Origin of the sequence: Rhizobium zaerense (assembly GCF_051810725.1) — a bacterium.
Taxonomy (GTDB): Bacteria; Pseudomonadota; Alphaproteobacteria; order Rhizobiales; family Rhizobiaceae; genus Rhizobium; species Rhizobium leguminosarum_I.
In genome coordinates this window covers 4,756,790-4,773,912 of the sequence record NZ_CM132690.1, presented here as the reverse complement: position 1 = coordinate 4,773,912, position 17,123 = coordinate 4,756,790, and the positions used below count along the sequence as shown (strand labels likewise).

Annotated in this window: 16 protein-coding genes and 1 pseudogene; 7 read left to right on the top strand and 10 right to left on the bottom strand. The window is 59.6% G+C overall.

Annotated features, from left to right (window positions below):
• Positions 1-12 precede the first annotated feature (12 nt).
• From ACS4RR_RS23575 to ACS4RR_RS23565, 3 genes are all read right to left on the bottom strand, one after another.
• Positions 13-1,038, bottom strand: a complete 1,026-nt coding sequence (locus tag ACS4RR_RS23575; RefSeq protein ID WP_311202884.1) for an acyltransferase family protein — start codon at positions 1,036-1,038, stop codon at positions 13-15.
• A 67-nt stretch (positions 1,039-1,105) separates the two neighbouring features.
• A complete protein-coding gene (locus ACS4RR_RS23570) occupies positions 1,106-2,461 on the bottom strand; it encodes an O-antigen ligase family protein (protein ID WP_017966986.1) in 1,356 nt (451 codons plus the stop codon).
• 43 nt (positions 2,462-2,504) lie between these two features.
• Entirely contained in the window at positions 2,505-3,239 is a 735-nt protein-coding gene (locus tag ACS4RR_RS23565) for a GDSL-type esterase/lipase family protein (RefSeq protein ID WP_260110061.1), read from the bottom strand.
• 237 nt (positions 3,240-3,476) lie between these two features.
• Here ACS4RR_RS23565 and ku (ACS4RR_RS23560) point away from each other — a divergent pair.
• A pseudogene (ku, locus tag ACS4RR_RS23560) lies at positions 3,477-4,282 on the top strand (non-homologous end joining protein Ku).
• A gap of 180 nt (positions 4,283-4,462) precedes the next feature.
• Here the strand turns inward: ku (ACS4RR_RS23560) and ku (ACS4RR_RS23555) are convergent.
• From ku (ACS4RR_RS23555) to ACS4RR_RS23545, 3 genes are all read right to left on the bottom strand, one after another.
• On the bottom strand, positions 4,463-5,317 hold the full coding sequence (gene ku, locus ACS4RR_RS23555) for a non-homologous end joining protein Ku (protein WP_260110062.1): 855 nt from the start codon (positions 5,315-5,317) through the stop codon (positions 4,463-4,465).
• A gap of 18 nt (positions 5,318-5,335) precedes the next feature.
• Complete coding sequence (locus tag ACS4RR_RS23550; RefSeq protein WP_222386398.1) at positions 5,336-5,566, bottom strand: DUF2188 domain-containing protein; 231 nt, start codon at positions 5,564-5,566, stop codon at positions 5,336-5,338.
• Between the two features lie 72 nt (positions 5,567-5,638).
• Positions 5,639-5,899, bottom strand: a complete 261-nt coding sequence (locus ACS4RR_RS23545) for a hypothetical protein (RefSeq protein WP_456189477.1) — start codon at positions 5,897-5,899, stop codon at positions 5,639-5,641.
• 145 nt (positions 5,900-6,044) lie between these two features.
• Here ACS4RR_RS23545 and ACS4RR_RS23540 point away from each other — a divergent pair, with 145 nt between their 5' ends.
• The 3 genes from ACS4RR_RS23540 (at position 6,045) to ACS4RR_RS23530 (ending at position 9,023) form a co-directional block, all read left to right on the top strand.
• On the top strand, positions 6,045-6,473 hold the full coding sequence (locus tag ACS4RR_RS23540) for an OsmC family protein (protein ID WP_017966992.1): 429 nt from the start codon (positions 6,045-6,047) through the stop codon (positions 6,471-6,473).
• 48 nt (positions 6,474-6,521) lie between these two features.
• The gene (locus tag ACS4RR_RS23535) at positions 6,522-8,006 is read left to right on the top strand and encodes an FAD/NAD(P)-binding protein (protein ID WP_222386396.1); all 1,485 of its coding nucleotides are present in this window, start codon (positions 6,522-6,524) and stop codon (positions 8,004-8,006) included.
• A gap of 111 nt (positions 8,007-8,117) precedes the next feature.
• On the top strand, positions 8,118-9,023 hold the full coding sequence (locus ACS4RR_RS23530; protein WP_170262306.1) for a DMT family transporter: 906 nt from the start codon (positions 8,118-8,120) through the stop codon (positions 9,021-9,023).
• 15 nt (positions 9,024-9,038) lie between these two features.
• Here the strand turns inward: ACS4RR_RS23530 and ACS4RR_RS23525 are convergent, their stop codons facing one another.
• The 4 genes from ACS4RR_RS23525 to ACS4RR_RS23510 are packed head-to-tail and all read right to left on the bottom strand — an operon-like array spanning position 9,039 to position 14,995.
• The gene (locus ACS4RR_RS23525; RefSeq protein WP_260110065.1) at positions 9,039-10,658 is read right to left on the bottom strand and encodes a VOC family protein; all 1,620 of its coding nucleotides are present in this window, start codon (positions 10,656-10,658) and stop codon (positions 9,039-9,041) included.
• A gap of 21 nt (positions 10,659-10,679) precedes the next feature.
• Positions 10,680-12,275 (bottom strand): response regulator, encoded by a 1,596-nt coding sequence (locus ACS4RR_RS23520; protein WP_456189476.1) that lies wholly within the window; start codon positions 12,273-12,275, stop codon positions 10,680-10,682.
• Positions 12,276-12,279: 4 nt separating this feature from the next.
• The gene (locus tag ACS4RR_RS23515) at positions 12,280-12,705 is read right to left on the bottom strand and encodes a response regulator (RefSeq protein ID WP_017966997.1); all 426 of its coding nucleotides are present in this window, start codon (positions 12,703-12,705) and stop codon (positions 12,280-12,282) included.
• Positions 12,692-14,995 (bottom strand): sensor histidine kinase, encoded by a 2,304-nt coding sequence (locus ACS4RR_RS23510; protein ID WP_456189475.1) that lies wholly within the window; start codon positions 14,993-14,995, stop codon positions 12,692-12,694. Before ACS4RR_RS23510 ends, ACS4RR_RS23515 begins: the two co-directional genes overlap by 14 nt.
• 28 nt (positions 14,996-15,023) lie before the next feature.
• Between ACS4RR_RS23510 and ACS4RR_RS23505 the strand changes: the two genes are divergently transcribed.
• From ACS4RR_RS23505 to ACS4RR_RS23495, 3 genes are all read left to right on the top strand, one after another.
• Positions 15,024-15,401, top strand: a complete 378-nt coding sequence (locus tag ACS4RR_RS23505; RefSeq protein WP_456189474.1) for a response regulator — start codon at positions 15,024-15,026, stop codon at positions 15,399-15,401.
• A gap of 480 nt (positions 15,402-15,881) precedes the next feature.
• The gene (locus ACS4RR_RS23500) at positions 15,882-16,586 is read left to right on the top strand and encodes a helix-turn-helix transcriptional regulator (RefSeq protein WP_456189473.1); all 705 of its coding nucleotides are present in this window, start codon (positions 15,882-15,884) and stop codon (positions 16,584-16,586) included.
• A 30-nt stretch (positions 16,587-16,616) separates the two neighbouring features.
• Positions 16,617-17,054: a response regulator gene (locus ACS4RR_RS23495; RefSeq protein WP_162117837.1), complete on the top strand. Its 438-nt coding sequence runs from the start codon at positions 16,617-16,619 to the stop codon at positions 17,052-17,054.
• Positions 17,055-17,123 lie beyond the last annotated feature (69 nt).

The following is a 17,123-nucleotide window of genomic DNA, read 5'->3' as shown; positions in this document are numbered from 1 at the left end:
ATCGCGCCAAAATCAGGATCGACGCCAGCGAAGTCTCATGGCCTTTCCGGCGCTGAGCGCTTTGCGCACCGGTTCATCGTAGAGGCGGGTGACGATGATGGCCAATAGGACGATCAATGGAAGAACGATGGCAAAGATCGCCCAAGCCGGCGGTTGCCCCAGGCCAGCGGCTTTCAATGCTCCCAATAGCAAGCCGAGCAGCGGAACATGAATTGCATAGAGCGCGTAAGACGCCTCTCCCGCAATAAGAAGCGGCTGTCGCAGCACGCCATCGAAGTTGGCTGTGTAAAGGACAAGCACGGCGATCGGAAATAGAGCAGTGATGACAATCAGGTCCTTAATGCCAACCAAGGCGGCGGGCGCCTGGAAAACGAGAAGTGCAGTCGCGACGACGATGACAGCCACTGCTACTGCTTTTCCGATGCCTGAAGGGGAAAGCCGCTCACGGTAGCGGTACATCAAGATGCCGAGGGTGAAGGAAAAGAGAACGCGGGGAAAACCGGAGAGCAAAGCGCCGTCGAGCGGGATCAGGTCGGCGCTTCCATGGGCCAGCGTTTGCGCCGCCAGCCAAACCCATGACGCCAGCAGGATGAGTGCGAGCACGCCGCTGGACAGCATTCTCGCCGCATAGCCGTAGGCGAGGTTGATCACGATCTCCAGGAACAGGGACCATGACGGACCGTTGAAGGGGAACAAGTTCGGCGCCTTCAGCGATGTTCCACCGATCGCCGGCAGGAAGAACATCGAGGCAAGCAACGAGGTGGCAAACAGCATGGGATCCATTTGCTGATTTCTGCTGAGCGACATACCTGCATATGCGAGTACGCCGAGCAACAATCCGAGCAGATAGAGGGGATACAAGCGGATGAGACGCTTGATGGCGAAATCATTGGCAGAGAGCGTAGACTCCTGAATGAGTTTCCTCTCATAGGCGTGGCCGATCACGAAGCCGCTCAGACAAAAAAACAGGTCGACGGCGAGGTAGGCAGCAGGTGCTGCATCAAAGCCGACAAACCCTTCGGTGTGATGCATTGCCACACAAATAGCCGCCAGGCCGCGAATTCCATCGAGGCCAACCAGTCTACGATTATTTGAACTCATCTTTTTAGCCTGATGCATGTTGCGCTCCTGCCTGGGTCGGTTTGCGGAAGCGGGACAGGAACTCCGGGCCGAGGCTCGTCAGTGCAATCACGGTATGGGGCCATAGGATGAAGGGGGCCAGCATCATTCCGGCTTCGGTGAACGCGCCGATCAGGATCAGGAGGATAATGACAACCTCCTTCCTCTTGGTGATGGCGAGCGCTTGATTGAGGGGTGACGAGGTCATCTTCCCCACGAGCCGCACCACCACGAACGACGTCCAGATGATGGTGGCGGGTATGCCCATGTTCAGCGCAAGTTCGATATAGGTGTTGTGGGTGGATTGAGCGTCCCAGGTAAGGCGAACATATTGCTCCATGATTTCGGGCTGTCGGAACAAGGCAAATCCCCAGCCTGTAAGGGGCCGCTCGAAGATCAACGGCAGCAACTGTTCCCAGACATTCGTACGTCCGCTGAGCGTAAGGTCTTTCCCGAATGACTCGGCAATCGCCTGTGCCACACCCATCAACGCGACGGAGACGACAAAGCCCAGCAGGGCGAATGCAAGAAGAACGACGAAGGATCTGAAAATCCGGCCTGGAAAGCGCTGAATCCAGCTCATTCCATAGTATACGGCTATTCCGATCGAAAGCAGGATGATCGCCGTCGATGATTTCGCCAGCACGATCAGCACGAGGTAGAGCAGCATTGCCGCCCATCGCAGGAGATCATAGTAGCGCAGACGCCACATCGGCAGGGCCGGCAGCAGCAAGATGAAGTTTGTTGCCGAGAACTGGCCGAGCATGTTTTTGTGGTAAAAGGCCCCTTTCACCATCCCGGCATAACTGCCTCTCATCACCGCGAACCGCGGAAAGGCTGCTGTGTAAAGAATATTGATGAAAGCCGTTGCAATCGCAAACTTCGCCAGGCTTTCAAATGTGTCAACGGCTCCGTAACGGGCCCGGTAAAGAATGGGTCCAGCTGTCAGCAATGCGACGGCGACGAGGGCTCGGAGCGAGGCTCCGACGCTGACGGAAAAAGCAATCGAGAGAAAGACGCATAAGCAGACTATGCCGACCAGCGGCGAGGCGCTGCGAATCAATTCGAAGATGCGCCTGGGCTCCAGGATGCAGTAGAGGCCAATGAGTGGAACGAGCGACATCAGCAACAGTCGCATCGGCATGGGGTCTTTGCCGACGCCCTCCTGGAAGTCGGCCGGCAGCCCATACCACATGCCGGTCGCTCTCCAGAGGGAAATATAAAATATTGCCGAGAGGACGATCCGCACGAAGGTTTCACGCCGAATGCGATATTGCGCGCGAGCTCTGGGTCTATGTCTTTGCAGGCCAATCGGTTGGTAGCTGTCAAATGAGGTGCTCATGACATTCCGCCTTGCGTTTTGGTAACCACCTGAGCGGCAAAAATCAAAGCTGTAGACCCGCTGCGGCGAGGAAGCTCGTGATCAGCTTGTATGCCCCTTCATTAAAATGAAGATGGTCAGGCTTGTAGTTGGAACATTCTTTATCGCTTGGCTTACCGCACCGCAACATATCATCGTTCATTTGAACAAACGTGACACCCGGCATTTCAGCCAATGACGATGCGACAAGCTGGTTGGCCGGAATTCGTACATTCTCGTAGAAGGCATAGCGCTTGCCCCGGGGCGGTATGGACAAAGCATAAATGTGGGCGCCTGGCCAAAGAGCGCGAACCTTGCTGACAACAGCGACAACACCAGCTGCCACGGCGCATGGCGCAGTTTTCGCCCCCAGATTGTTCGTGCCGATAAGCACGACGACATCGGCGGGATGGAAATCCGGAAGGTTTAGACCATCGAGGCGGTACAGTGCATTTTGCGTGGTATCGCCAGCGACCCCGAGGTTCATCACTGGGCGCGTGGGAAAGCTGTCCTTGATCCAAGGCTGCCAGAGCTCGACAAGTGAATCGCCGACAAGAGCCAGATTGTATCGGGCCGATTTGTCGCGGTAGCTGGGAAGAGCTCGATCATATCTCTTGTTTGCCGGCTTTTGTTGAGCCGACACATTCGACGCTTTTGCAGGGTCGGGGCATTCCTGTGCGAAGGACGGGCCAGCATTGCTGACAATGAAAAGGAAATTCAATGCGAGGACGATGACAAGGTTGGCGAAGAGTCGCAACATTCAGATTACCGATATCCTGACGTCTTGGGGCTTTCATTATTGAAGAGGAAAATGGCGGTGGCAAGGAAAGAGTGGCTGTGTCCTCTCCGCCCACAATGCTCGGCCCCGTTGGCAGCCGATCCATGAAATGGAAATCACTGACCGCAACTGATCAACGAAGTCTTCAATTGCCGGAACCAAAGATCGAACCAGCCCGTTGATTGCCATGCCCAACTGTGCGCGGGAGACAGGACAGACATGGCACGTCAGACATTCTGGAAAGGTTATCTCAAGCTCTCGCTCGTCACTGCCGCCGTCTCGCTGACGCCGGCGACGACCGAAAGCAACAAGGTCCGTTTCCATGTCCTCAATCGCCAGACGAAGAACCGCGTCGAAAGCCGCTATGTCGACAGCGTCACGCATAAACCGGTGGCCGAGCGGGACCAGGTGAAGGGCTATCCGCGCGGCGAGGTCGACTATGTTCTTCTCGAAGACGAGGAGATCGAGGAAGTCGGGCTCGAAAGCACCCGCACCATCGAGATCGACAGTTTCGTGCCGCGCGGATCGATCGATTGGATCTGGTACGACAAACCGCATTTTCTGGCGCCCGAGGACAAGGTCGGGGTGGAAGCCTTCTGCGTGATCCGCGAGGCGATGAAGGCGAATGACGTGGTCGGCATCGCCCGCCTTGTCCTTTACCGTCGTGAGCGTGCCGTGCTGTTGGAGCCGCAAGGCAAAGGCATCGTTCTCTGGACCCTGCGCTATGGCGACGAGGTGCGTGAACCCGTGGCTGAACTCGACGAGAAGACCGAGATCGACAGCAAGCTGCTGACGCTGATGACGCAACTTGTGAAGGAAGAGACGAAGGATTGGAGCCCCATCATGGTGCAGGACCCATCCAGAAACGCCTGAAATCGATGCTCCGTGGCAAGCAGAAGAGCTTGAAGAAGGCCGCGCCCGCGAAAAAACCTGCACCCGTGAAATCGACGGGCAATGTCATCAATATCATGGATGCGCTGAAAAAGAGCCTGGCCGCGGAAGGCGGCCAGAAGTCGCGCCAATGAAGAAGCGGCCAGCAATTTTGGGGAAACGACATTTCTAAATCAAAGACTTAAAACGCACTGCGGGAATCCACTTTGACGCGCTTCAGGTCCAGCGGCTTCGCCGGCACGACAAGCTGATGCATTCGCGCGAGGTCGGGTGCGCCTGAGATTGCCTATCGCCCGCCAACGGGCGAGGCCATCTCAGCTTGCCTTCTTGCTGCGGCTGTCGCTGCGCGCCGGCGCCTTCTTCTTCGCCAGGGCCTTCTTTGTTGGAGCCTTGCCGCTCATCTTCGCGCTCTGTCGCAGCGCTTCCATCAGGTCGACGACCTTGCGTTCCGGCGGCTCTTTCTTCTTCGGTGGTGCCCGGCCCTCGATCTTCGCTTTCACCAGTTCGACGAGGGCAGCCTCGTAGCGATCTTCGTATTCGCTCGGTTCGAAGCTGCCACGCTTGGTCTCCAGGATATGGCCTGCGAGTTCGAGCATCTCCTTGTCGAACTTGATGTCTGGAATGTCCTTGAAGATGGTATCGGCCGAGCGCACCTCGTAGTCGAAATTCAGCATGGTCGCGACGATGTAGTCGTCATGAGGACGGATCAGCAGCGTCCGGTTGCGCCGGAAAAGCACGGCTTCGGCCAGCGCCGCGACCTTGCCGTCACGCATGCCCCTGGCGATCAGCGACAGCGCCTTCTCGTCGTGTTCGTCGACGGGCGCGAGATAGTAAGGGCGGTCGAAATAAAGCTTGTCGATATCGTCATAGGCGATGAAAGCCTTGATATTGAGGACCTTGTCGCTTTCCGGCATGATTTCGGCGATCTCGTCGCCCTCGATGACGATGTAATCGCCATTCTCCATCTGGTAGCCCTTGACCTGGTCGCCCCGCTCAACCGGTTTGCCGGTCTCGCTGTCGACGAATTGCCGTTCTACCCGGTGGCCGGTCCTGCGGTTGATGATATTGAAAGAGACACGGTCGGAGGAGGAAACAGCGGTATAGAGCCCGACGGCGCAGGCAAGGTCGCCCACCTTGAGATGACCTTTCCAGCTTGCCCGGGCGGCCATTCCATCCTCCGCGGCCAATCAGAGCCGGCTGCCGCTCTTGTCGGTGTCGATTGGCTGGACTTCCCAGCCGCCATCAGGCGCGGGATAGGCGAGCAGCGCATCGCCATCGCCGATCTTCTGCCTCGATGCAGCGTCCTTGGCATGGATAATTGCTTCATCCGCTGTCGCATAGGTTTCCGAAAGTGTGTCGCCGAGCTTATAGGCCCAACCATTGTCATGCGGCACGACCTGATAGGTGATATCGGCCATTTCGGATCTCCTCTTTTATTCAACAGTGAGAACATGATGCCGAAAACTGCTCACGGTTTTCGGTATCATGTTCTACTTCCGATGTGGTTTGCGCCGTTCGTCGAGCGCAATGATCTTCTCCAGCGATGCGATGTCCTCGCTGGTGACGACGGCAACCGGATCGGCAGCGATGGCTTCCAGCACCTCTCGCGAGATCGCGCCATTGCAAATCGCCCATTCCAGCGTTTCGCGCGTTGCCCGCTCGGCCTTCAGCTGCGCATAGAGCGCAACGATCAGACGATCGCGAGCATCCATCCGCCGGCTCTGGTTATCCACGCTGCGGACATCAGGCATCGCAATCCACCTTTGTCACTGATTTCGTTCAGGTGTATTCAACTGATGAGGGATGGAAAGGTTCCGAAACCGATGGGCGGGCCATTGCCATTGCCGCGCTGGGAGGAAATCACCATCTGCAGGATATTCGCAAGAGGATTTCAACATGGCCGATCTCAAGGCTCGTCCCCGCCCGACCGGCGCTACCGCCGTTCTCGGCCGGACGGGTTTCCCGCACGTCACTTCCGCCACCAAGGGCGAAATCGATATCGTCACCGCGCCGTCGCAGCCGGGTTTCAATCCGCTCGATCTGCTCTATTCCTCGCTCTCGGCCTGCCTGGTGCTCAGCGCCCGCATCGCCGCCAGCCAGATGGGCATTCTCGACAAGATCAGCGAGATCACTGCCGAGGTCACCGGCGAGAAGGCGACGGAAGGCCTTTCGCGCGTTGCCAAGTTCAATATCGCCTTCTCCATCAAGGGCGATATCGATGAGGAAACCCGGCAGAAAATCGCCCATGCCGCCGAAGACGAGATCTGCACGGTGAGCAACACCATCCGCGGCGATCCCGAGTTCTCGACGACGATATCGGGCTAAATCTATATAATAATTATAGACAACTGGAGGAGGAGGATTGCGTGACCAATGCCCCGCTTCTATGCTCGGGCATCGAAAGCAATGATCCCGGCCATCATGCAGCCCAAGCCTCTCCCGACGTCTGAACAGCCCGTCGTCGCCATCATAGGCGGCGGTGTCTCCGGCGCCGGCGTGGCCTATCATCTCGCGAGAGCCGACTGCGGCGAGCGCCCTGCCATCGTGGTCTTCGAGCCGCGCGCCGAGCTCGGCCACGGCCTTGCCTATGACACCGCCGATCCGGCCCACCGCATCAATGTTCCTGCCGCCAAGATGAGCCTGCAGCCCGACGACCTGGGGGAATTCCAGGCCTGGATCGAAGCCCGCAACGCCGTCGCCGACGACCCTGAGGCCAAGCAGCCCGAGGGCCTGCTCTTCCCCCGGCGCCGGCTGTTCGGCGATTATGTCGCCTCGCTGCTGAAGCCGCTGCTGGAAGATGGTGCCGTGCGTCATTGCCGCGCCGCAGTGACTGGGGTCGAGCGCGGTGCCGGCCGCTGGTTGATCCTCGACGACAGAGGCGGCGTGACGGAGGCCGATATTGTCGCGATCGCCACCAGCCATCCGGCGCCGGCAGCCCCCGGCCGGCTTGCAAGCCGGCTTGCGGCCCATCCCCGTTTCATCGCCGATACCACCAAGCCCGGCGCGATCGAGGTGATCCGTCCGCATGATCGGGTGCTGGTCATCGGCAACGGCCTGACGGCTGCCGATGTCATTGCCTCGCTTGCTGGGCGCGGGCATGACGGTCCGGTAACCGCGATCTCGCGCCGCGGTCTGCGGTCTCGCGGGCATGCGCCGGTGCCGCAGCAGCTTTTCGGCGATTTCGTCTCCGATGCGACCCATTCCGCCGTGTCGCTGCTGAGAGGGATCCGCGCCGCCATAAAAGCCGCGAAGGAAGAGGGCATAAGCTGGCATGGTGTGATCGACCAAGTGCGGGCGCAGGGATACGATCTCTGGCAGGTGCTGCCGGTTGCCGAACGACGCCGCCTCGTGCGCCATCTGCGTCCCTATTGGGACGTGCACCGTTTCCGTATCGCCCCGCAGGTCGAGGCCGTGCTCGACGCGGCGATTGCCTCGGGCCGACTCGATATCCTGGCCGGCTCGGTCGCCGATGCCCGCATCGAAGGCGAGTTCATGCTTTGCATCCTGCAGCCGCGTCATCAGCGCCAGCCGTTGGAGGAACTCTATGACGCCGTCGTCGTCACCACCGGCCCGGCGCATGGCGGCATTCTCGAGACCCAGCCGTGGCTCGCGGCACTCGCGGCAAGCGGTCACCTGTCGCTTGATCCGACTGGCCTCGGCCTTGCCTGCACCGAGCGTTCTGAGGCGATCGGCCCGTCGGGAACGACAGACCCTTCGCTGCTGATCTCCGGCCCGCTGGCGCGCGGCACCTTCGGCGAGCTGATGGGACTGCCGCAGGTGACCGAGCATGCCTTCTTCGTCGCCGGCGAGATCGCCGAAAAGCTACGGACGAGCGCGACGAATAGGCATCCCGCCTGATTCTCCACCAATATGTCGCTCTTCGACTGTCCGCGGTGATCGACTTCTGATAGTCACTCGGCCAACAACTTTCGCCGGCCCGGCATTCGGGCGACCACAAATATCGAGATCATGTCGCAGGCTGCCTCCACCCTTTCCGAAGCCCCGCCTTCCAATCGTTTCGCCCTTGCGTCGCTTCTTCTCGGCGGGGCGGCGATCGGCGGCTCGCCGATCTTCGTCAGGCTGTCTGAGGTCGGCCCGATGGCGACGGCCTTCTGGCGCGTGGCGCTGGCGCTGATCCCGATCGTCATCGTCTCGCTCATGAAGAAGGATGCGGGGCCGAAGCCGCAAAGCCTTTCCGACTATGGCATGCTGGTCCTGCCAGGCGTGATGTTGGCGCTCGACCTCGGCGCCTGGCATCTTTCGCTCACCATGACGTCGGTCGCCAACGCAACGCTGCTTGCCAACCTCGCACCGGTTTTCGTTACGCTGATCGCTTTCCTCTTTTTCAGCGCGAGGATCAGCCGCATCTTCCTGTTCGGGCTTGTCCTGGCGCTGTCCGGCGTCGTCATCCTGAAGGGCGGACCGGCAGCCATCGGCAATGGCGACCTCCGCGGCGACGGCATCGCGATGATCGCCGCCTTCTTCTATGCCTGCTACATCCTTGCGATCGGCAGGCTGCGCAGCCGCTTCGATACCATCCGCATCATGTTGTGGAGCACGGCATCGGCTGCCGCCTTCATCTTTCCGGTCGGCTTCTTCTACGAAGGTCACATGCTGCCCGCGACCGCCTATGGCTGGTCGATCGTCTTCGGCCTCGCCTTTATCAGCCATGCCGGCGGGCAGGTGGCGATCACCTATGCGCTCGCCTATCTGCCGCCAGCCTTCTCCTCGCTGACACTGCTGCTGCAGCCGGTGGTCGCGGCCATCCTTGCCTGGGCGCTGCTCAACGAGGCGATCGGGACGATGCAGGCGCTCGGCGGCGCCGTGGTGCTTGCCGGCATCATGGTTGCCCGGACATCCCGCGTTCAGGTGTGAAGCCGAGCCCGATCGTCAGCGATTTTCCTGCAGCAGCCATTTCTGGATGATCGGCACATCGGCATCACCGAGATCGTGGCCGCCGGGGATGACGTCGGAATCGACGGTGGCGCCCGAACTCTTCAGCCTCTCCTCCAACTCGCTCGCATATTTGCCGTAGGCATCCGTCTTGCCGCTGATGACGAGCAGGTCCGTGCCCTTCAGATCGGCATGCGGATAGTCGCTGAGAACGGGCATGGAGCGCAGCAGCACCGCCTTATGAACCAGGTTTGGATGCAGATAGAGCAGCGAGTTCAAAAGATTGGCGCCATTGGAGTAGCCGACATAGACGACCTTATCAGGATCGAGCCCGTAGGATTTGACGGCCCCCTCGATGAAGGCCGCAAAGGCCTCGGCCTCGGTCTTGATGTCGTTCTGGTCGAAGGAAAAGGGGGTAATGCGCTTGTACCAGCGCGGAAAACCTTCCTCCGTCGCCCGGCCGCGCACGCCGAGCAGCGTTGCCCGCGGCGCCACCTTGTTCAAGAGCGGCATCAGCGTCGTCTCGTTGCCGCCGGATCCGTGCAGGAGCACGAAGACGCTGCCGTCTGGGTCGGGGGGCGTATAGAAGCGATGGACGAATGGCAGCTCGCGATAATTGATGCGCGGCTGACCGGGCATTGAAAATTGCGGCAGCATCACCTTCAGGTCATGGAGATTGGTGATGGCTTCGGGTGGCGCGAACAGCTTGCCTCCGAGGGCGGCGTGCTCTTCGTCCACGGTCATGCCCGGCTTGTCGGTCGCGAGCTCCACCAGCGTGCCGCCGGGCTCGCGGGCGTAGAGCGAGCGGAAATATTTGCGGTCGTGCATGTTGGTCGGTGACGCGTCGGTCGCCTCGAGCGCCTTGCGCACCGAAAGCAGCGTCTCCTCGTCGGCGGCGCGGAAGGCGACGTGATCGACCGTGCCGGTGCCCGGCGCGCCGGACCAGAAGCCGCGCGCATCGCGCACGTCGATGATGTCGCCGGACTGCGACACCAGCCTGTCGATCGTGCCGCGGTTGGCCTGGAAACGGTAACCGAAATGGCTCTCGATGAAGCTGCGGCTTTCGGCGGGCTTCTCCGTCAGCATGGTCGCGCCACGAACGCGCTGGATGGCATGCTCGACTGGGATCGAGGCGCCATCCCAGGCGGCCGGCGATACCAGGTTCTTTGCGCCTGCGAGCTTGAGGATGATGTTGTCGGGGTCCTTCAGCCGCAGCACAGGCTCGCCGAATTCGTCGGCCGGTCCTTCCGAACGCAGGCCGAAGCTCATGGCGCGCGTCAGCCAGTAGCCGATGCTGGCGGGGTTTATCGACAGCGATATTTCGCTGATCTGGCCATAGCCGGCCCGGCCGGGCGTACCATCTTCCCAGGCGAGGAAGGTCAGCAGAGAACCTGGTGTTCCTGCAGCATCGCCATAGAAAAGATGAAGTTGCGTCGCGTCCTCGTAACCGGCCGTCTGCTTGACGAGCCGCATGCCGAGAAATCCAGCGTAGAAGTCCACGTTCGCCTGCACCTTTCGGGTGACGGCCGTGACGTGATGTATGCCTGATACCATCGAGAGCAGTCCTGATTGAAGCGGCGTCGTCAGGAGCGCCAGTATGAGAGCTGCAAAGGTCATACCGTTGCCAATGACGATCGCTTAGTTTTGTTCCGCACAAAGCGCAAGCAGATCGCCGCGCTGCAACAACTCCAAATGTTCGACATCTTCGAGCGCCTCTTCCAGTTGCTGCAGGGTCGGCGGCTTGACCATATAGGCGCGCGCGCCGAGACTTCTGGCCCGCCGCATGTCGCTCTCGTCGCTTGATGTGCTGAGAATGCAGACGGGAATTTGCTTGAGGCGGACGTCGGCTGAAAGCGCATGCAGCACCTCGAAGCCGTCCATGATCGGCATGTTGATGTCGAGCAGCATCAGGTCGATCTGCGGCACATCGGCGATGCCGGCGCGTTCTTCGAGCAGCCGCATTGCCTCGCGTCCATTGGTGGCGACATGCAGGTTGAAATTCACCTTCTCCCGCCGCATCAGCTTGATCTTCAGAATCTGGATGTCGGCCGGGCTGTCTTCCACCAGCAGCACTTCGGCCAGCCTGCCCGAACCTTCGCCTGGCTGCTCCGCCGGCCTGGCGCTGTGCGGGATGGCCGATGCGGCAGGCGGCGTGGACCTCGCCTCGGCGCGCGGCACTTCGAGAATGAAGGCGGCGCCCGGCCCGTTTTCTGCCTCGCACCAGATAGAGCCGCCATGCATCTGTGCGATGCGGCGGCAGATGGCAAGGCCGAGCCCGGTGCCTTCGATGCCGCGGCCGACGAGGCGCTTGAACGGCTGGAAGATCAGCTCGCGATGCTCAGGATCGATGCCGGGCCCGTTGTCACGCACGGTGAGGCGGAAGATATCGCCCTGCGTTTCGCCTGCGATGCTGATCTCCGGAACTTTCTGCTCGCAATAGCGGATGGCATTCGACACCAGGTTCTGCAGGAGCTGGGTCAGCAGCGTCGCATCGCCCATCACCTCCGGCAGTGCCCCGCGGATGATGATGGCGCCACGGCTTTCGGTCTGCTGACGCAGATTGTCTTCCACTTGGTCGAGCACATCAGAGAGCGAGACCGGCCTGAGCTCCAGCCCGCCGGAGGCCTCCAGCCTGGTGAAGCCCGAGACCTTGACGATCAGGTCTTCCATATGATCGGCGGCGCTGAGCACGTAATCGAGCAGTTCCCGGTCTTCGGCCGGAAGCGCGGCAGAACCGTGCAGGATGCGGCTGAAGGATTTGATCGTCCGGAGCGGCTCCTTCAGATCATGGGCCATGGCGCGGGTGAAGATCTCAAGCGATTGCCGCTTCTGCTCCAGCTTTGCTTCCAGCATGCCATGCATGATGGCGTTCTGGATGCAGCGGTGCAGTGTTTCAGGCGACAGCAGATCTTTTGTCAGATAGTCGCGCGCGCCGCTCTTCATCACCTCGACGGCCACGGTTTCGTTGCCCTGGCCGGTCAGCATGATGACGTTGGCGGCGGGATCATCCTCCAGGATATCGGCGAGAACGCCGAGCCCGTCGCGACCCGGCAGCGAATAGTCGAGCAGGATGCAGTCCGGCCGTTTCCGTCCGTTCAGTGCAAGGCCCTCTTCGCCCGTCTCCGCCTCCACGACGGTATAGGCAGTACTGGAGACGCGGCCCAATATGCGGCGATAGACCTCGCGATCGTCGATGTTGTCGTCGATGATGAGAATGCAGCAGTGTTCCGCCAATCTGTCAGTCCTCGAGCGGCAGGATCGCGATTTCGAACCAGTATTCCTTCAGCCGCTGGATCGCGGCGAAGAGCCCGTCGAGATCGACCGGCTTCTGCACATAGGTATTGGCGCCGAGCGCATAGCAGCCGTCGATATCGCGCTCGTCGTCGGAGGTCGTGAGGATCACCACCGGGATCTTGCGCCAGCCGGCGTTCGACTTGATCGCCTCCAGCGTCTTGCGGCCGTCAAGACCCGGCATGTTGAGATCGAGCAGGATCAGTCCAGGTTTCGGCACCATCGAGGCGAGCATGTCGAGCGCTTCTTGACCGGAGGCCGCCCAGCGGATCGAGTTGCGCAGGTTGGTGCGTTTGAAGGCGCGCATCGTCGCTTCGAAATCATCCTCGCTATCCTCGACGATCAGGATCGGTTGCGTGTCACGCTGCTGCATTCTGCCCCTCGCGCTTTTTTCCCAGGGTGAAATAAAATGTCGTGCCGGTGCCGACTTCGGATTCCAGCCAGATATCGCCATTGTGCCGCGCGATGATCTTGCGGACGAAGGTAAGGCCTGCTCCGGTGCCGTCGTCGGAATCCTGCGACTTTTCCAGCCGCTTGAAAATGCGGAAAATATCCTCGTGGAATTCCTGGGGAATGCCCTTGCCGTTATCCTTAACGAAAAACACGTTGCGGGCAACCGTGCCGTCCTTGCCGACGAACCGATCGAGGTAACCGATCGAGACGAGCGGCGCCGGCTTGTCATTGTATTTGATCGCATTGGTGATGAGATTGCGGAAGACTTCGGTCAGCCGCGGCGCATCGCAGACCACCTCCGGCAGCCGGCCGTCGATGATGACCTTGGCATGCCGCTCCTCCAGCAACAGCTCCATGGTTGCGACGACGTCCTTGACGATCAGGCCGATATCGGTGCGTTTGACCGCCAGTTGCTGCCGCCCGAGCCGGGAGAAATAAAGAAGGTCGTTGACGAGTTTCTCCATGCGCTGGCTGAGGCGCACGAGCCGGTTCAGCCGGCGCACGCCATCCTCGTCGAGCTTGTCTTCATAGTCCTCCAGGAGGAAGCGGGAATGGTTGTGCAGGCCGCGCAGCGGTTCCTTGAGATCATGCGAGGCGATATAGGCGAATTCATCGAGGTCGTGGTTGCTGCGCTCGAGCTCGGCCGTATAGGCCTCGAGCTGGGAAAGCGTCGTTTTCATCCGTTCTTCCTGGCGGACGCGTTCGCTGATGTCGCGCACGATACCGACAAAGGTCTTTGTTTGGCCGGTGACGACGGCGCTGATGGAAACATCGATCGGAAAGACGATGCCGTTCTTGCGTCGTCCGGAAACCGTGCGGGTCGTGCCGATGATGCGCTCCTCGCCGGTCTGCCGGTAATGGGCGAGGTAGCCGTCGTGCTCGGAATGGTAGGGTTCGGGCATCAGCATCTTGATGTTTTTGCCGATCGTCTCCTGCGGGGAGTAACCGAACATGCTTTCAGCCGCCGGATTGAAATTCTTGACCGTTCCACGCTCGTCGATGACGACGACGGCATCAGGAGTACCGCGCACCAGCGCGCCGAAGCGGACGCGCTCGGTTTCCAGGTTATAGTTGTTGCGCATGAAATAGAAGACGAGGATCGCGATCAGCCAAAGCGTGGCAGCCGTGATGGCACGGTTGGCGATTTCCTGCCAGAACGCCGTCTCGTTGTGCTTGACGGCGAAGAAGCCGAGCATCAGGAGCACGGTGCAGGCAAAGGCGAAGAAAAGCGGCGCATTTCTGTTGCCGAACCAGAGGGCCGTCAACACCAGCGGCACGTAGAGAATGCCGTTGGCAACACCCAGCGGCGTATAAAGATCGACAAGAATGCCAGTGAAGCAGACCGCAGCCGGGATCCACAGCGGGATCTGCGCCCGGTTTGTCGGCTGCATCCACCAGGAGCGGGCGAGAAGCCCCGAGCCGAAGATCACTATGCCGATCGCCGTATGCAGCGCCATCGCCGCATAGGGTCCCCAGCGGTAACCCTGTTCGGCATCGGTGACATAGCCGGCCAGCGCGATCATGCCGAGCGTGATGACGACATAGCTCGTCAGTTCCTGCATCACTTGGCTTATCTTCTCCATGTGGAGCGAGAGCAGCAGCGAAAGATTGGCGATCAGGAAGACCAAAGCGGTGTTCGGCCCCATGCCGCCGCCGATCTTGGCGATGAAATCGGGCGGAACCAGGAAGCGCGTGATCGACATGTCGACATTGTGAAAAGCCCGCCCGATGGTGACGATTTCCACGAGCCGGGCCGCAGCGATCGCTGCCGCAAGCCCCGCCAGGATCGTTGCCGTTACGCGAAAACGGCTGGCCGCCAGTGTCGAGGCGGCAAGCCCCACGCCGGAAAGCACGAAGCAGAGAGCAGTGTTGAAGGCCATCGACGGAAAGCCGGGAACCAGCGAAATGACAATCTCGACCTGCAGTAGCCAGCCGGAAAGGGCCGTCACCCCGAGAAGGAACATCAGGCAGCCGACCGCAATCGCAAAGGCACGGTAGTGCCGCCTTGGCTGGTCCTGCAGGTCCACGTTGCCCTGATCCTGCACCCGTGTCTCCTCCTTCGGTTCGCGCGGCCATTTTTTCCGAAATCGAGGAATACTCAATAGGCAAGGCGGGGCGGTGCCACGCTTTTTGCGAAATGATCTGCGATAAGGTATATCGAATTTCAGTGGAACCGCGATATGGTGATGTCGAAGGACGGCGAGGTTCATTCGAACAATATCCAAATTACGGTGCTAGATGACCACCCTATTTTATGTCGACGACAGCAAGGATGATCTCTTCTATCTCGACTATATCTGCAGAAGGCAGCAGATAGACGTCGATCTATTCTGTTTTCCCACGGCCGAAATGGCGCTGGAAGCGCTGGAGATGCGCGCGGCGGAAGGCAAGACCTCGCCTGACCTGCTGGTCGCCGATCTCTACATGCCACTCGATAGCGGCATCGGCCTGATCACTCGGTTGCGCCTGGATGATCGTTTCAAGGCGATGCGGCTTGCTATCTGCAGCGGATCGGATGCTGCCGAGGATCGCGCGCGTTCGCTCGAGGCCGGCGCCGATGCCTATCTGGAAAAGCCACTTGACCTTGCCGCGATCATTCACAATCTCGAGATGTAGAAAACGGCGAAAGCCGGATGACCTGTTCCCTCTCATTCGTCCAAGCCATATGACAAACCGCAATTGACAAGGTCGAGGACGCATCACAAGATGCAACCGGAGCGAAGAATATGGAACGCAAAAAAAGCGCTGAGAGAACCAATCAACCCGCGTTCGCCGCCACGAACATCAGCCAACCCCTTAGCTGAATGGGTCTATCGGCTCTCTCGCGCTTACGTCTGGCACTGCCTTCCCGCATTCATGGATGTTGAATGCAGGAAGAATACGATACCCAGGTAAGAACTACTGCCCCTCAGTAAAATCTGCCCGTGCATCACCTCAAGTTGAGATAATTGATGATTTCCGCCTTGCATACCGAAAGTCCCCGTTTTCGATATCTCTCATCAACCGTCTCGCAATTTTTGTAGCTCTTCGCCTTTAAGACGTATATCCCAAGATTTAGGGATCGGATGCATTGGCGGGAGGAGAGGAAGAGTGGGAATGAACAATGCCCCGGCAATTCCCTTTCATGCCGGACCGGAGTTGAGCCGGGCGATCAACCGCACCGATTTTTTCCGCCTGCTGAAGTCGGCGGCGCAGCATTACAACTTCGACAATTTCGCGCTTGCCCGCATTTCCGAGGCTTCGGCCCCTTTCGGTGAACGCGATATCGTCATCACCAATGTCGCTGAGCGGCGTGTCGGCCTTTTCATCACGACGTTGAAGGAAGCGCTGGGAACGGTCCGGGCAAAGACCGCCCATTTCCTGGCAACGCCGGTCCATGGCAGGAGCGCACAGCCGGAAGTTTATCCGTCCGATCTTGTTTTCAACGAATTCCTCGCTGGCGTCTTTCTCTTCATCCCGCTGTTTACGCCGGAAGGGCGGCGATACTGCCTCGTGCTCAGCGGCGAGCGTCAGGAGCCGGATCAGAGTGAGATCGCCGACATGCTTCTCGACGCCATGCGCATTTTCGACAAGCTGTACGAGGAAATCCTGGCGCCGGAAATGTCCGGACGGCTGACGCAGCGCAGATCGGAAATCGTCAAATGGACGAGCGAAGGCAAGACGTCGGCGGAAATCGCCATCATTCTCGGTCTCTCCGAACACACGGTCAATTCGCACATCACTGCGGCCGCGCGCAAACTTGACGCCGTCAACCGCGTTCATATGGTGGCGATCGCCTTGAGGAATGGTTTGGTTTCGTGAAATTGGTTTCGGGATTGGGGAAATGAGACGATGATCACCGAAACGGGCCGGAGGAACACCGTCAAAGTTCTCTTTGTCGATGACGAATTCATCGAATTCCGCGCGCTCAAGAAGAAGATAGCCGATCTCTCCGAGCCGGCCGTCGAGGTTGAATATTCGCAATCGATCGGTGACGCGCTGGAAAAGATCCGCCTGGCGCGCTTCGATCTCATCCTGCTCGACAATCGCCTGCTGCCCAATGCCGATTTCCGCGAAACGGTGCCGGAACTGCGCGGCATCGGTTACACCGGCCCGATCGGCGTCGTCTCGACCGATATATCGGGTGGCTATTTCCAGGAATTCCCGGATTACGGCGTGGATTTCCGCATCGGCAAGGACGAAATCGACGCCCAGGCGCTGCAGCACATCATCCGCGAATATGTGACCTATGACGTCCCGGATTTCTGGAAGGACGATTACAGCATCTAAATCAAGCGCGTCGCGAACTTTCAGATACGCTTGCCGCGCTTTAGGTCTTTGTTCTCACGCATGCCGTTT

Bases quoted from the DNA above. Each gene is read 5' to 3' on its own strand.
- ACS4RR_RS23505 (WP_456189474.1), top strand. From the start codon at position 15,024: ATGACCACCCTATTTTATGTCGACGACAGCAAGGATGATCTCTTCTAT.
- ACS4RR_RS23535 (WP_222386396.1), top strand. From the start codon at position 6,522: ATGCCCCGCTTCTATGCTCGGGCATCGAAAGCAATGATCCCGGCCATC.
- ACS4RR_RS23545 (WP_456189477.1), bottom strand. From the start codon at position 5,899: ATGCCTGATGTCCGCAGCGTGGATAACCAGAGCCGGCGGATGGATGCT.
- ACS4RR_RS23525 (WP_260110065.1), bottom strand. From the start codon at position 10,658: ATGACCTTTGCAGCTCTCATACTGGCGCTCCTGACGACGCCGCTTCAA.
- ACS4RR_RS23570 (WP_017966986.1), bottom strand. From the start codon at position 2,461: ATGAGCACCTCATTTGACAGCTACCAACCGATTGGCCTGCAAAGACAT.
- ACS4RR_RS23530 (WP_170262306.1), top strand. From the start codon at position 8,118: ATGTCGCAGGCTGCCTCCACCCTTTCCGAAGCCCCGCCTTCCAATCGT.
- ACS4RR_RS23495 (WP_162117837.1), top strand. From the start codon at position 16,617: ATGATCACCGAAACGGGCCGGAGGAACACCGTCAAAGTTCTCTTTGTC.
- ACS4RR_RS23550 (WP_222386398.1), bottom strand. From the start codon at position 5,566: ATGGCCGATATCACCTATCAGGTCGTGCCGCATGACAATGGTTGGGCC.
- ACS4RR_RS23565 (WP_260110061.1), bottom strand. From the start codon at position 3,239: ATGTTGCGACTCTTCGCCAACCTTGTCATCGTCCTCGCATTGAATTTC.
- ACS4RR_RS23540 (WP_017966992.1), top strand. From the start codon at position 6,045: ATGGCCGATCTCAAGGCTCGTCCCCGCCCGACCGGCGCTACCGCCGTT.
- ku (WP_260110062.1), bottom strand. From the start codon at position 5,317: ATGGCCGCCCGGGCAAGCTGGAAAGGTCATCTCAAGGTGGGCGACCTT.
- ACS4RR_RS23515 (WP_017966997.1), bottom strand. From the start codon at position 12,705: ATGCAGCAGCGTGACACGCAACCGATCCTGATCGTCGAGGATAGCGAG.
- ACS4RR_RS23500 (WP_456189473.1), top strand. From the start codon at position 15,882: ATGAACAATGCCCCGGCAATTCCCTTTCATGCCGGACCGGAGTTGAGC.
- ACS4RR_RS23510 (WP_456189475.1), bottom strand. From the start codon at position 14,995: ATGAACCTCGCCGTCCTTCGACATCACCATATCGCGGTTCCACTGAAA.